At 46.5% G+C, this 15,154-nt stretch carries 11 protein-coding genes; 10 read left to right on the top strand and 1 reads right to left on the bottom strand.

Annotated elements, in window-relative coordinates:
• The first annotated feature begins 122 nt into the window (after positions 1–122).
• The 10 genes from glgP to garD all read left to right on the top strand — a co-directional run bounded on the left by glgP (position 123) and on the right by garD (position 14,279).
• Complete coding sequence (gene glgP / locus JET16_RS01870; RefSeq protein ID WP_199613894.1) at positions 123–2,297, top strand: alpha-glucan family phosphorylase; 2,175 nt, start codon at positions 123–125, stop codon at positions 2,295–2,297.
• A 231-nt stretch (positions 2,298–2,528) separates the two neighbouring features.
• Positions 2,529–4,265, top strand: a complete 1,737-nt coding sequence (locus tag JET16_RS01865) for a cache domain-containing sensor histidine kinase (RefSeq protein WP_199613893.1) — start codon at positions 2,529–2,531, stop codon at positions 4,263–4,265.
• A complete protein-coding gene (locus tag JET16_RS01860; protein WP_199613892.1) occupies positions 4,258–5,814 on the top strand; it encodes a response regulator in 1,557 nt (518 codons plus the stop codon). Before JET16_RS01865 ends, JET16_RS01860 begins: the two co-directional genes overlap by 8 nt.
• 125 nt (positions 5,815–5,939) lie before the next feature.
• Positions 5,940–7,295, top strand: a complete 1,356-nt coding sequence (locus tag JET16_RS01855; RefSeq protein WP_199613891.1) for an ABC transporter substrate-binding protein — start codon at positions 5,940–5,942, stop codon at positions 7,293–7,295.
• A 107-nt stretch (positions 7,296–7,402) separates the two neighbouring features.
• Positions 7,403–8,308 carry a carbohydrate ABC transporter permease gene (locus JET16_RS01850; RefSeq protein WP_199613890.1) on the top strand — a complete coding sequence of 302 codons (906 nt, stop codon included), beginning with the start codon at positions 7,403–7,405 and terminating at the stop codon, positions 8,306–8,308.
• Positions 8,308–9,150 carry a carbohydrate ABC transporter permease gene (locus JET16_RS01845; protein ID WP_199613889.1) on the top strand — a complete coding sequence of 281 codons (843 nt, stop codon included), beginning with the start codon at positions 8,308–8,310 and terminating at the stop codon, positions 9,148–9,150. Before JET16_RS01850 ends, JET16_RS01845 begins: the two co-directional genes overlap by 1 nt.
• 26 nt (positions 9,151–9,176) lie before the next feature.
• Positions 9,177–10,292 carry a glycoside hydrolase family 88/105 protein gene (locus tag JET16_RS01840; protein WP_199613888.1) on the top strand — a complete coding sequence of 372 codons (1,116 nt, stop codon included), beginning with the start codon at positions 9,177–9,179 and terminating at the stop codon, positions 10,290–10,292.
• Between the two features lie 13 nt (positions 10,293–10,305).
• On the top strand, positions 10,306–11,265 hold the full coding sequence (gene kdgD / locus JET16_RS01835) for a 5-dehydro-4-deoxyglucarate dehydratase (protein WP_407673066.1): 960 nt from the start codon (positions 10,306–10,308) through the stop codon (positions 11,263–11,265).
• Positions 11,252–12,712, top strand: coding sequence for an alpha-ketoglutaric semialdehyde dehydrogenase GucD (gene gucD, locus JET16_RS01830; RefSeq protein ID WP_199613886.1), 1,461 nt, complete (start codon positions 11,252–11,254; stop codon positions 12,710–12,712). The genes kdgD and gucD overlap by 14 nt, the downstream gene beginning before the upstream one ends.
• Before the next feature lie 37 nt (positions 12,713–12,749).
• Positions 12,750–14,279 carry a galactarate dehydratase gene (gene garD, locus JET16_RS01825; protein WP_199613885.1) on the top strand — a complete coding sequence of 510 codons (1,530 nt, stop codon included), beginning with the start codon at positions 12,750–12,752 and terminating at the stop codon, positions 14,277–14,279.
• A 112-nt stretch (positions 14,280–14,391) separates the two neighbouring features.
• Here the strand turns inward: garD and JET16_RS01820 are convergent, their stop codons facing one another.
• Positions 14,392–14,955, bottom strand: a complete 564-nt coding sequence (locus JET16_RS01820) for a hypothetical protein (RefSeq protein ID WP_199613884.1) — start codon at positions 14,953–14,955, stop codon at positions 14,392–14,394.
• Positions 14,956–15,154: the final 199 nt, after the last annotated feature.

The following is a 15,154-nucleotide window of genomic DNA, read 5'->3' as shown; positions in this document are numbered from 1 at the left end:
ATGAAAGCTTGGTTAATCCAAGCTTTTTTTCATGAACCGGAAACGGTTTCGGTGGGCATAAGCACATATAGGAGGCTGCGCATATGGTGTAATGAACGAAAGAAGGAACTTGGGGTGAGGTAATGTCCGACTGTGTGGCTTATTTTTCCGCGGAATTCGGTATTGACGAATCGATGCCGATCTATTCCGGCGGCCTTGGCGTATTGGCAGGTGATCACATCAAGGCTGCGAACGATCTGAATCTCCCTCTGATCGGGGTCGGCATTTTTTACAGCAAAGGTTATTTCCAACAACGGATTCGCGAGCACGGGGTACAGGAACATCTCTTTCCTAAGATCGATACGGCAAAATCTCCTGTTGCACCCGTTCTAAATCAAGAGGGCCGTCCAGTATATATAGAAGTCCCGATTGCCGATAGAAAAGTCGTCCTTACCGCTTGGTCCATGAAAGTCGGGCGGGTTACGGTGTATCTCTTATCTTCGGATGTGGAGCTAAATAACGAGCAAGACCGTCGCTTGACCGATCACCTTTACCCAGGCGACCAAGACACGCGGATTCGTCAGGAAATCATTCTTGGCATCGGCGGCGTTAGATTGCTGCGCGCTCTAGGAATTCAACCGGGGGTATGGCATTTAAACGAAGGACATTCCGCTTTCTTGACATTGGAACGGATACGAGAATATTCTGCCGAGGGTGTTGCTTTCGATACGGCGCTGGAAGCAGTGAAAGCGAGTACATTATTTACTACCCACACTCCGGTTCCGGCAGGGCATGATGTATTCAGCTTGGAGATGATGGATCGCTATTTCGGGGATTTTTATTGGCAGCTTGGAGCAGACCGGGATAAGGTGCTGGCATTGGGTCGAATCGGCGACGTTTTTAATATGACCCGCCTTGCGGTAACGGTATCGTCGAAAGTAAACGGGGTAAGCAAGCTCCACGAAGAAGTAACCAAGGAATTGCTTCATCGTTGGATGCCTCATATTCCACAGGAGGATATTCCGGTTACTTCGATCACGAACGGCATCCATATTGGCACATGGTTGTCGCCGGGCATGAAGGAGCTGTTCGACCGTTATCTTGGTTTTCGATGGGAGACGAACTTATCGGATCCGAAAACATGGATGCCGGTAAGAGAGATTCCATCTCATACGTTGTGGGAGAGGCACCGGCGAAACCAAGCCGTCATGATCGAAAGGCTGGGACTTCCACTTGACTCTTCCTCCGCCGGGAATTTGTTAATTGTCGGGTTCGCTAGACGATTCGCTACGTATAAGAGGGCATATTTACTGTTTGAAGACTTGGAACGTTTGGATCGCATCGTTAACGATCTTTTGCGGCCCGTATGTTTTGTTTTTGCCGGCAAAGCTCATCCATCCGACCGGCCGGGGCAAGAACTCATTAAGAAAATCGTAGAAGTGTCGAAGTCGGAGCGCTTCAAAGGACGAATTTTCGTTGTAGAGAACTATGACATGGAAAAAGCGAAACATTTGGTACAAGGTGTGGACGTATGGCTCAATACCCCGGTGAAACCGATGGAAGCAAGCGGAACAAGCGGGCAAAAGGCGGCTATAAACGGAGTTCTGAACTGCAGCATACTAGACGGATGGTGGAACGAAGGGTATAACGGCCGCAACGGTTGGGCCATTGAAAGAGGAACGGAAGGAAACGGCGAGGAGCGCGCTTGCTCGGATAGTACAATTTTATACGAACTATTAGAGAAAAGGATCGCAACAACTTACTACTCGCGCGATGAACATGGAGTTCCAACAGAATGGGTTGCCATGATGAAGGAATCGATCTGTACGCTGGCTCCGAAATTCAATACACATCGAATGGTAAACGACTACTGGAATAAGTTATATGTTCCTATCATGAGACGCGGAAGCTGCTTTGCCGTCAACGACCTTGAGGTCGCCGGCAGGGTGGCCGCGTACAAACGATTTATACGAGACAATTGGCATGAAGTTCGAGTCGGGCGGATGGACGTCTCATCTTCGAGGGTCACGAAGATCGGCCTCACCATGATTCGATTTGAGGCGGATATTATATTAGGTCCCATATGGCATAATGATGTAAAGGTAGAAGCGGTCGGGCCGGGATTTAACGGAATATGCAAGTCCGAGCTTACTTTCGTTGAGGTGTTGGAAAATGGTATGTATCGATACGAGGGGTCGTATTTAAACAATACGGACTCCATATGGTGGCTATCGAAGTTCAATATCCGTGTCGTGCCCATCAGCCGCGATTTCAGCAGCGACTTTGAAATGGAGCTGTCGGCGTGGGGCGACAAATAAGTTTGCACAGAGCGCATTGCCGTTCTATTTCGGGGTACAATAATTAACAAGTTGCGCACGATTGTCAAAAATAAAAGGATTAATTCCCAAGAGGTTAGAAGAATAAGATAGTATTGGAAAGAAGGCGGCCGTTTCCGGTTGAACACCTGGAGACGTTCGCCTTTTCGTCTTCTTTTATCCGATATAAAATAATTAAAAACGAAGGAGAAATTCTACTAGGAAAGGGGAGAGTTGCGCATTAAAACTTTTTTAGGAAATCTGAAAATAAGGGAAAAATTTTTCGGCATCACCGGCCTCATTGTGCTTGTCGTATGTATCGCCAGTTTGGCTGCTTTTCATGTGTTTGCCGGCATTTACGAACACCGGATTTATACGGAAGCGGCGGAAGTATTGAATTTATCTTCATCCGCCATAGACAGCGAATTGTCGGAAATCGAAAAATGGTCTTTTCAAATGAGCACGGATGCCCGTATTCAAGATTATCTTGCTTTTATCCGGGGAAATGACACAATTTACGAGCTGTTTAGAGTAAGAGAAAATTTATTTAACCGGATGTTATATTTTATGGAGCAAGAAAAATATATTTCTTCCTTGCAAATTATGGATTCTCAGGGAACAGTCCTGACTACCGTCACGTTTGGAATTCAAGATCAAGGTCTGGATTTGGAAAGGATTGCTAAAGAAGCGGGAGGCTCTAACGTATGGCTCGCCGGGAGGGAAGATTCACAAAAATTAATTTCCATAAGGCAAATCAGGGGCATGGAAAATTTGAATTTATCGCATTACGGGGTTTTGGTGTTCTGGATTGATATGGAAACGCTCGTTGACCAGTTTCTGGATCTTTCCGCAGATAAACTGTTTGTAATCGCTCAAAACGATCAAATTGTGTTTTCCAATAATCCGGAACTCGATGAAACAGAATTTATCAATTCCCAAGGTAAGAATGGATTTGAAATTCGCGAGATTCATGGGAAGAAATATCTGATCTCCTATTTAACGTCAGAACACCATGATGGATTGTCTTATTACAATATTTTGCCTTATGAGGTGATTTCTCGCCAGACCGGACAACTTCGGACTCAAATGATTTTGTTTTTTATCGTTTTGTTTCTGTTGGTGCTTCCGATCAGCCGAATGGCCGCCCATAGTATCACCAAGCCGCTCGTATCTTTGACGGAGAAAATCAAACAGGTACAGAGAGGGAATTTTGAAAATACCGATACTTTACAAAGCACTCCGAATATGGATGAAATAGGTCAGCTTCACCGAAATTTCCGCATCATGCTGGAAAAAATCAATGAACTGTTCAAAGAAAACTATCAGAAACAACTGATCATTCAAGAAACGGAATACAAAGCGCTGCAAGCCCAAATAAACCCCCATTTTCTATACAATACGTTAGATACGATCAATTGGATGGCCAAGATCAATAAGCAGCATCAAATCGCCGAAACGGTGGAAGCGCTCGGGAATATGCTGCGAAGCGTAATCAGCAAGAAGGAACCGCTCATTCCGATTCTCGAAGAATTAAATATATTGAACGATTACGTAACAATACAAAAAAATCGTTTTGATGACCGGCTGGACTTCCGCCTTAACGTGGATCAGGAAATCAACCTTTGTTTCATTCCGAAGCTTACCTTACAGCCTGTTGTGGAAAATGCCATACAACACGGATTGGAGGCCGTCAGAGGAGTATGCCGGATCGAAGTGGTTGCGGAGCGTGTCGGCGAACATATTGAAATTGTCGTGTCCGATAACGGTCCCGGCATGGATGCTCAGAAGCTCGAAGATTTAAGAATGGGGAAAGTGGTTTCCAAGAAAACCGGCATAGGGCTGAAAAATATAGATGATAGAATCAAGCTCATGTTCGGTGAAAAATATGGAATCCGTATAAGCAGCGAACCGGGAAAGGGTACTTCGGTAACCATTTTGCTCAAATTTCATGGAGGTGAAGTTCATGTATAAGGTATTGCTAGCCGATGATGAGAAATTCATACTTCAAGGGGTTTCGGCACTCGTTGAATGGGAACAAATCGGAACCCGGTTAATCGGCACGGCGTTAGACGGCGAAGAAGCATTGGAGATGATCCGGAATGAGCCGCCGGATATCGTGATCAGCGACATCAAAATGCCGGGAATGAACGGATTGGAATTAATTCAAGCGGTACGAACGGCGTACCCGGAAATTCGGTTCATTATCCTCTCCGGATATGAGGAATTTGAATTTGCCAAGAAAGCGATGGAATTCGGTGTCAAGCATTATTTGTTGAAACCGTGCAATGAGAGGAAGATTGCCGAGGTATTGAGCAATGTTATTGAAGAAATGGAGGAAACCCGCAAAAAAGAATCCTTCATCCAAAAGACGCGTTATAATTTAGAGAAAGTCATGCCCAAAGTGAAAGAACAATTTTTAAAGGAATGCCTTACGAATAAGACATACGGAAAGAAAGAATGGGATTACTACAGTCAACTGTTGAATCTTCAGATTTCAGAAGAGCTTGTCAAGCTTTTGTTGTTCGAGATCGAAGGAGCGTATGATGTTGAGCATATTTTCGCGTTGAAAAACATATCTGCGGAATTGGCCGGAGAACATAACAAAGTGCTCCTCAGCACGACGATCGGTGAAAGGGTTGTTATTCTCATCGAGAATCCGCGGATGGACAACCTGTCACATCAATTGAAACAGATTAAAAAAGTATACAAAAATTATTATGGTTTGGAAGTTACCATTGCTGTCAGCGATTCTGGAAAAATCAGCAATTTGAGGAAGCTGTACAAGCAGACGCTCGAATGTTTGACGCACCGGTTCTATCTCGGCGAAGGAAGCATCATAGACCATCAGGACATCCGGACGCCCGGAGAGCACCCGGAAGACGTTCAGTTTGATCATGAAGAATTGGCTATCTCCTTGCGAGGCGGATCTATCGATAAATCGCAAGAGTATATTGCAAGGTTCTTCGCTCGGCTAAAAAGGGAAAAATTCGATATCGGTCTGGTCAAATCGTATACGTTGGAACTGTTTATGATCATCGTCAGAGAAGCGGGCAGGCAAAACATGGAGCGATACTTGAAGAAAGTCGCCGAATTGGAAAGCATGACAACGCTGGATCATATCGAGGAGTTTATTGTTCAATCCGCTAGAGAAGTTGCCGAGGATACTTACGAGGCGCACTCGAATAAACAAAGCCGCATCGTGAAAAAAATGATCGAATTTGTGGAGGAAAATATTGAGGATGAATCTTTCTCGTTAAATAAATTGGCCAATGAAATGATGTTCATGAGCGCGGATTATTTAAGCAAAGTATTTAAGAAAGAAACCGGCGAACGGTTTACAATTTTTTTGATAGGCGTGCGAATCGCCAAGGCGAAGGAATTGATTCATCAAATGGAAGACGTCAGGATCATAGAAATTGCAGAAAGAGTAGGATTCGGAAATAATCCCAAGTATTTCAGCCAAGTGTTTAAAAAGACGACCGGATATTCTGTATCGGACTATAAAAATCTGATGTTGTGAAATAACGGTTTTTTCGACCAACAAGACGGTTATTTGAATTTATTTTTGAATGCGCTTTCAATACAATGGATTTGCAATCGATAGATTAATATTTCGAGTCGCAAGTAAAAAAGGAGGAAAATCATTTGACGAAGTTTAAAAAGATCGCAACGTTGATGATGGCTGCCTTGCTCACATTTGCCATGGCTGCGTGCGGCGGAGCATCATCCGAAAGCGGCGGGAACACCGGTAGCGGCGGGAACGCCGGCAGCGGCGGAAGCGCGGGCGAAGCCGCAAGTCCCGGAGGCGATGAAAAGCCGATCACGTTAAGGGTTGCATGGTGGGGCGGACAATCGCGTCATGACGCCACGCTGAAAGTCATCGAGATGTATGAAGAACAAAACCCGCACGTGAAAATTCAACCGGAGTTCTCCAGCTACGACGGATATTGGGAGAAAATGGCCGCCCAAGCCGCCGGTAAAAATTTGCCCGACGTAATGAACCAAAACTTCGGGGAATACTTGACCCAATATACCGAGAAAGGGCTGCTCGCCGATTTGACTCCGTTCATTGAAAGCGGTCTGATCGATACGACGAACATTTCTCAGAGTATCCTTGATTCCGGCACATTGAACGGAAAAATCGTCGGTTTGTCCCTTGGAACCAATGCTTATATGGCGATGTACGATCCGGCTTTGTTCGAAAAAGCCGGAGCTGAGAAGCCTAAGCTTGGATGGACTTGGAGCGATGTCGAAGACGCGGCGAGAAAGCTGAAGACGGTTGCGGAATACGGCGTAGATACGCTGGAAACGCACCGTGTAGTAGAAATTTGGCTTCGTGAGCACGGAGGCCGCTACTTTAACGACGACGGAACCGGACTGGGTTATACGGACGACAAGATCCTGGAAGATTATTTCACGATGCACCAAAAATGGGTTAAAGAAGGACTTGCTCCTAAGCTTGACGTAAAAGCCCAGCACGATTCCACGGAAAATTCGATGATCGTCCTTGGCAAATTGGGATTGACGTTCACATGGTCGAACGGCATTGGTGCCCATGCCAAAGCGGCGCAAAGACCGCTGGATATCGCGCCGATGCCGGGGCCGAACGAAACCAAGGGCATGTATTTGAAGCCAAGCATGTTCTTCTCCATTCCGGAGAGCTCGGAGAATAAAGAAGAAGCGGCGAAATTCATCAGCTTCTTCGTCAATAACGTAGAAGCGAACAAAATCTTGAACGCCGACCGAGGGGTGCCTGTAAGCTCTGTCGTTGCGGATGCGCTCAAGTCAACGGTTGACGAAAGCACGGCGAAAACGTTCGACTACATTAAACTGTTGACCGAGAACAGCAGTCCGATCGACGGCAATCATCCGGCAACGGCTGCGGAAGTGTTAAAGGTGCTTACGGAAACGGATGAAAAGGTGTTATACGAACAATTGACCCCTCAGGAGGCGGCAAAGGAGTTCAGAAAGAAAGCGGAAGAAATCTTAAGCAGAAAATAACCGCTGGATAGAACTGTTAGACCGGTCCTGATTGTTGATTTCAAATGATCGGGACCGGTTTTCCATTGTTCCGATTGATATTTCCTAGATGGAAGTGGTGGATGACGATGATAGGCAAACTGAAGAAAAAGCGGGACCATGCTAATTTATCGGGTTATTTGTTTATTTCGCCGTTTCTGGTCGGATTTTTCTGGCTGACCATATTTCCGATCGGAATGTCTTTGTATTTGTCGTTTACGAAATTCGATCTTTTGGGTTCGCCAAGGTGGATCGGCCTGGACAATTATGTACGGATGTTCACCGAAGACGACAAATTTTGGCAATCATTGAAGGTGACTTTTTTATACGCGTTTACGGCTGTCCCGTTCCGCCTTGTCTTCGCCTTAGCCGTAGCGCTGCTGCTGGTGAAAACAATCCGGGGATCGGGATTTTACCGCACGGCTTTGTACTTGCCGTCCATTATCGGCGGCAGTGTGGCTGTTGCCGTCATGTGGAGGCAATTGTTCGGCAATAATGGGGCGATCAACGGGATTTTGGAAGCCTTGGGTTTGCCGACAACCTCTTGGCTTGGAAATCCGGATACGGCGATTTGGACATTAATACTTTTGTTCGGCTGGCAGTTCGGTTCATCAATGCTTATTTTTCTCGCGGGATTAAAGAACATTCCGATGTCTTATTATGAAGCGGCCAGTGTGGACGGCGCCAATGCTTGGTACCGCTTCTCGCGGATTACGATACCGCTGCTGACGCCGATCATCCTCTTTAACGTCATTATGCAAATGATCAGCGGCTTCTTGTCATTTACGCCTAGCTTTATCATCACTCAAGGCGGACCGCTGAACAGCACGTTGCTATATGCCCTCTACTTATACCAGCGCGGATTTATGTTCTTCGAGATGGGCTACGCATCCGCAATGGCCTGGGTTCTGCTCTTGATTATCGGGATATTCACCGCTTTCGTCTTCAGGAGCTCGAAGCATTGGGTGCATTATGAATCCGGAGGTGACAGGTAATGGCTCTGAATTCCAACAGAGAAGCGATGATCCGGCAATTGATCTTGGTTCTGCTGACCGCATTCATGCTCTATCCGTTGATATGGCTGTTCGCAAGCTCTTTAAAAGAAGGATCGCAGGTTTTTGTCAGCGCGCATTCGATATATCCTAAAGGATGGCATTTCGAGAATTATATTAACGGCTGGAAGGGGTTCGGAGGCATTACGTTTACCACCTTTTTTACAAATACGTTCATTGTTGTTCTCGCTTCCACGATCGGCAGCGTCGTTTCTTCCACCTTCATCGCTTATGGATTCACAAGAATCAAATTTGCGTGGAGAAATGTATGGTTCGTTTGCATGCTGCTTACAATGATGCTTCCGTTTGAAGTCATCATGATCCCTCAATATATCATGTTCAACTGGTTTGGTTGGATCAATACGTATTGGCCGTTGATTCTGCCGACGTTCTTCGGGGTTCCGTTCTTCGTCTTTCTGATCATGCAGTTCATTCGCACGATTCCCTATGAAATGGATGAAGCCGCAAGAATCGACGGTTGCAACCGTTTCTCTATTTTTTACCGGATCATCGTTCCGCTTGTCGTTCCTGCGATGATGACCTCCGCCATTTTCTCTTTCTATTGGCGCTGGGACGACTTTATGGGTCCGCTTATTTATTTGAGCAAACCTTCTAAGTATACATTGGCGCTTGCTTTGAAAATGTTTTCCGATCCGGAATCGGTCACGGATTGGGGTAATTTGTTTGCGATGTCGGTGCTCAGCTTGCTTCCGGTCATCATTATTTTCTTTTCGTTCCAAAAGTATATTGTGGAAGGAATCAGCACCAGCGGTCTAAAAGGATAAAAGGTAGAAAATGGAGGGGACGCACGTTGAATTATGCATTAGTAGACAAATTGAAAGTACAATATAGGACCGGAGAGAAATGGTATTCGGCAAGGTGGCATTATATTGAAGGCTGTATTTTGAAGTCGTATTTGGACAGCTTTGAGCTTACCGGCAATGAAGAAGAGTACCGATTTGTAAAAGATTTTATCGATCGACTGTTTGATGCGGACGGCAATATCCCTGGCATCAAAATCGACAACTACAATATAGACCAAATTCGGATGGCGGTTATTTTGTTCGCCCTCTATCAAAGGGAGGGGGACCCCAAATACAAACGGATCATGGATATGCTGTACGGACAGCTGTCTACATATCCGAGAACGGAAGCCGGGTCGTTCTGGCATAAAGACAATTACCCGAATCAGGTATGGCTGGACGGATTATATATGGGGCAGCCTTTCTATGTCCAGTATGTGAAGCGATTCGCAGAGCGGAAGGATTATTCCGATACACTGCGGCAATTCCGGAATGCCCGTCAATGCCTCTATAACCATGAGAAGAAATTATATATGCACGCTTATGATGAGAGCAGACAAATGTTCTGGTGCAATAAATCGACAGGGCAGTCCCCGAATGTATGGCTGCGGGGGATCGGCTGGTTCGCAATGGCTCTCGTGGATGTGCTGGAGCTGCTTGACGGAGAGCCCGCGGACAGCGGCTTCCTAAAGGTCTGTTTGAAGGAGTTGATCGACGATATGCTGCCGCACCGGCATAGCGAGGGGATGTGGTATCAGATTGTGGATATGCCGGATGTTCCGGGCAATTATCTCGAAACGAGCGGAACACTGATGCTGGCCTACGCGGCTTTGAAAGCAACGCGATTGGGATATGTGCCGCAGGAATACAACGCATTCGGGAAACAGGCGTTTGACGGAACCGTCGCCCGATACCTGAGAGAAGAAGACGGCGAAGTAAGGTTAGGGGGGATTTGCCGAAGCGCCGGACTGGGCGAGCATCCGGAATCCGGGCAAATTCGCGACGGCAGTCTGGCGTATTACCTCTTCCAAGAACAAATCGTGGACAATAACGGTCATGGGGTGGCGCCTCTGCTAATGGCTTATAACGAGATTAAACGGCTCGGCTTAACAACTTCCCTATGAGAAAGGCGGCAAAATGATGACGAAAACCGAAAGAATTGCGCCTGCCGGAATTCTGGGCTTCCCGGTTGCACCGTTCGACCGGCATGACAATCTGGATGTGAAAGCGCTCGAGAAAAACATTCAATTTTTAATCGATGAAGGTTTGACATCGATTTTTATCGGCTGCGGGTCGGGTGAATTTCATGCACTGGCCCCATTCGAGTACCAGACTATGGTCGAAACCGCTCTTGCGGTTTCCAAAGGTAAAGTGCCGGTATATACAGGGGTTGGCGGCAGCATAACCAATGCTTTGCAGCTGGCGCAATTGTCCGAAAAGCTGGGTGCAGACGGCTATTTGATTTTGCCTCCCTATTTGATTGAACCGGAGCAGGAAGGTTTGTACGATTATTTGAGCACCATCATAAGCAGCACGGAATTGAATGCAATCGTGTATAAGCGGGATAATTGCGTCTTAACATTGAACACGCTTCAGCGTCTGGTTGAATACAATCAGCTTGCGGGGCTGAAGGATGGTCTCGGCAATATGGATTTGAACATAGAACTGACCCAAACGATCGGGGAACGTTTGCGTTGGCTGAACGGGATGCCGATGGCGGAGGTAACCATGCCTGCTTATGTCAATCTGGGGTTCACCGCATATTCTTCCGCTATTTCCAACTACATACCGCATATTTCGGCGATGTTCTATGAAGCGCTGCTTAATCAGAATAAAGCTCTGCTGAACGATCTCTATAGAGATGTAATATTGCCGATCAACAGAATCCGTAAGCAAAGAAAAGGCTACGCGGTTTCCTTGATCAAAGCCGGCATGGAAATTGTGGGTCTTCCGGTTGGAACGAAGGTTCGTCCCCCGCTCATTCCGGTGGAGAAAGAACATTATAAAGAATTGGAGCTAATCTTGAAAACCGCCTTCGAGAAATATCCGAAACAAAAGCCAAAAAGAATGGAGGAAGCGATTCATGAAAGCAACTGAAATCCGAAATTATTTCAATTATATCAATGGAGAATGGACGGCGTCTTCGACCGGCGATGTAAAGGAAAGCATCAATCCGGCGAATACACATGAGATTGTCGGGTATTATCAACATTCGTCTTTGGATGATTTAAACAAAGCGGTGTCCGGCGCAAAAGAAGCCCAGAAACAATGGAAGAAGCTATCGGGCAGCGCGAGAGGAGATTATTTATTCAAAGCTGCATCCATTTTGGAAAGAAGATTGGATGAAATTGCCGAAACGATGACAAGAGAGATGGGCAAAACGTTCCCGGAAGCAAAGGGAGAAACGGCAAGAGGAGCAGCCATATTACGCTATTATGCAGGGGAAGGGATGCGTTCCGTCGGAGAGGTGATACCGTCCACGGACAGCAGCGCTTTGATGTTTACGACACGAGTGCCTTTAGGGGTCGTTGGGGTTATTACCCCTTGGAATTTCCCTGTCGCCATCCCGATTTGGAAGATGGCTCCCGCCTTGATCTATGGCAATACGGTAGTATTGAAACCGGCCTCCGAAACCGCAGTCACTTGCGCCAAGGTCATCGAATGCTTTGTCGAAGCGGGTTTACCCGCCGGAGTAATCAACATGCTGACGGGGCCAGGCTCCGTCATCGGACAAGGATTGGCCCAGCACCCTGATGTGGACGGAATTACTTTCACCGGCTCTAACGGGGTGGGCAAACGAATCGGTCAGGCCGCACTTGCCCGAGGGGCCAAATACCAGCTGGAAATGGGCGGGAAAAACCCGGTTATCGTGGAAAACGATGCCGACCTCGATCTTGCCGTGGAGGCCACGATCAGCGGCGGGCTGCGTTCAACTGGCCAGAAATGTACGGCGACAAGCAGAGTTATCGTGCAACGCGAGGTTTACGAGCCATTTAAGGAAAGGATGCTTCAGAAGCTGCAGGAGATTACCGTGGGGGACGGCATGAAGGAAGGCACCTGGATGGGACCTTGCGCCAACGAAAGCCAGTTAGAAACAGTGGTCTCTTATATTCAGAAGGGGATTGAAGAAGGAGCGGCATTGATCTTCGGCGGCAAAAGGCTTCAAGGGCCGGGGTACGAAAACGGATTCTTTGTGGAACCGACGGTTTTCGAAAATGTAGCGTCCAATATGACTATAGCTCAAGAAGAGATCTTCGGACCGGTGCTTGCTTTAATGAAAGCGGATTCGATTGAAGAGGCGCTAGCATTGGCTAACGATGTTGAATATGGACTTAGCGCTTCTATTTTCACTACGAATATTAGCCGTATGCTTGCCTTTATCAACGAGATGGATGCGGGACTTATTCGTATTAACGCGGAAAGTGCCGGGGTGGAGATGCAGGCGCCGTTCGGGGGAATGAAGCAATCCAGCTCTCACTCACGGGAACAAGGTCGCGCAGCCATAGAGTTTTTCACCTCTATTAAAACCGTGTTCATAAAATAATATCATGTCCAGCATAAAAGGAGAGTGACTAAAGGTAATGGAAGAGGGTCAAAAAGAATCGCCTCTTTACATCAAGGTCAATCCGAACGATAATGTTGCCATTATTGTGAACTCAAGAGGGTTGCCCAAAGGGACTGCATTTGCCTGCGGCCTGGAGCTGAGGGAAAATGTTCCGCAAGGACACAAGGTTGCTTTAACCGATTTGAACCAGGATGAGGCGATCATCCGATATGGCGAGATCATCGGGTATGCTGCGCGTCCCATCCAAAGAGGCAGTTGGATTGACGAATCGTTAGTCCGGTTGCCAAAGCCTCCGGAGCTGGACGAACTTCCCCTTGCGAACAAAGTGCCGCCGCCGCTGCCGCCACTTGAAGGCTATACGTTCGAAGGCTTTCGCAATATGGACGGCAGCGTCGGAACTAAAAATATTCTTGGCATTACTACGAGCGTTCAATGTGTTGTAGGCGTTCTGGATTTTGCAGTAAAACGGATTAAAGAAGAAATTCTTCCAAGGTACCCCAATGTCGATGATGTGGTGGCCTTAAACCATAACTATGGCTGCGGAGTCGCGATACAAGCTCCCGAAGCCGTCATTCCGATTCGCACGATTCAAAATATTGCGGCCAATCCCAACTTCGGCGGGGAAATTATGGCCGTTGGTTTAGGTTGCGAGAAGCTGCTGCCGGAAAAATTAATACCTGACGGAGATCTGGCTAAACTCGTTTCTTTACAGGATTATCATGGATTCGGCAAAATGATACAGTCGATTATGGAGATGGCGGAAGAGCGGTTGAAAAAATTAAATTCCCGGCAGCGCGTCACTTGTCCCGTTTCCGACCTGGTAGTCGGCTTGCAATGCGGAGGGAGCGACGCTTTTTCCGGCGTTACCGCCAATCCGGCCGTAGGCTATGCGGCCGATTTGCTGGTGCGTGCAGGGGCAACGGTTTTATTTTCGGAAGTGACGGAGGTGCGTGATGCCGTCCATTTATTAACGCCGCGCGCGATGAACGAAGAGGTCGGGCGCCGGTTGATTCGGGAAATGAAATGGTATGACGATTATTTGAATAAGGGCGAAGCGGATCGCAGCGCCAATCCGACACCCGGCAATAAAAAAGGCGGATTATCCAATGTAGTGGAGAAGTCGCTCGGGTCTATCGTCAAGTCAGGCAGCAGCCCGATTGCCGGCGTCCTCTCTCCCGGAGAAAAGGCGACGCAAAGAGGTCTGATTTTTGCCGCCACGCCGGCAAGCGATTTTGTTTGCGGAACTTTGCAGCTGGCATCAGGAATGAATATGCATGTATTCACGACCGGACGGGGTACCCCTTACGGATTGGCCATGGTTCCGGTCATTAAAGTATCGACCCGAAATTCTTTGGCGGATCAATGGCCCGATCTGATCGATGTAAATGCAGGACGAATCGCAACCGGTGAGGCTACGATAGAAGACGTTGGTTGGGAGATATTCCGCCTTATCATCGATGTCGCAAGCGGTCGAAAGCGAACGTGGGCCGAACGATGGGGACTTCACAATGAATTATGCCTGTTTAACCCTGCACCGGTAACCTGATGATCGAATCGGACCTGGTCCAATCAATACACGTGATAATAAGAAACAACGGCGCTCACCGGGCGCCGTTGTGTTTGTTATTAGGGACGTTTGTTATATAACATTTTGAAATCTAGTCGACATTAATAGTAACTTTAAATTCATCCGAATTTGAAGAGGTTGGGTAATTATTCATTTCAAAACGCCGTTTTATTAAACTTAATAGCCCCATCATTTCTTTGCCTATAATTTCATCGCTCATTTCTAACACCTCATTCGAGCTAAAGTTAATTATCAAAACTATTGGGTCACTTTTATGAGGCGGCATTATACCATCAACAAAAAAGTGTTTCGTCTTTATATAGTTTTCAATTTTTTCGGTAACAGTGATCCCGGAAACCATTTTTTCTCCCGGCCATTGGACGTCGTTTTCTAAAGCTTGCACTTTCTCTTCCAACGAATCCACCATTTGAAATGCGGAATATAGAGAATTGTTTAATTTTATATTTTCATGATAGAAATAAAGCATTCCTGCAATACTAATAAATATAGCTATTATCGAAATCAGTTGTGTTCTGGCCATAATTCCGATTCGCTTTTTTCTACGTTTTGTTTCCTTGTTTTCTTTATCGTTACGATCATGATTATCAACATTCATCCGATAGACCGTTATCCGTTCGTTTGTCCGTTCCTTCATGACATTCTCCTGTTTCCTCATACGTATTTCTACTTATTCTATTTCGTTTCTCCAAAAAACATGAAGAATATTGATTGATAATTTGGAGTTAGGACATCGAAAATTATTATAATTGTTTCCGTTATTTGACACGACCGAGAACGTGAATATAATGGAAAAGGTAAGACTAAAATTCAAGATGAGGTGGAAGGAGTATGCA

The sequence above is a fragment of the Paenibacillus alkalitolerans genome (assembly GCF_016482785.1).
GTDB lineage: Bacteria > Bacillota > Bacilli > Paenibacillales > YIM-B00363 > Paenibacillus_AE > Paenibacillus_AE alkalitolerans.
Note: the sequence above shows the minus strand (reverse complement) of the source record. Positions and strands in the feature narration are given on the sequence as shown.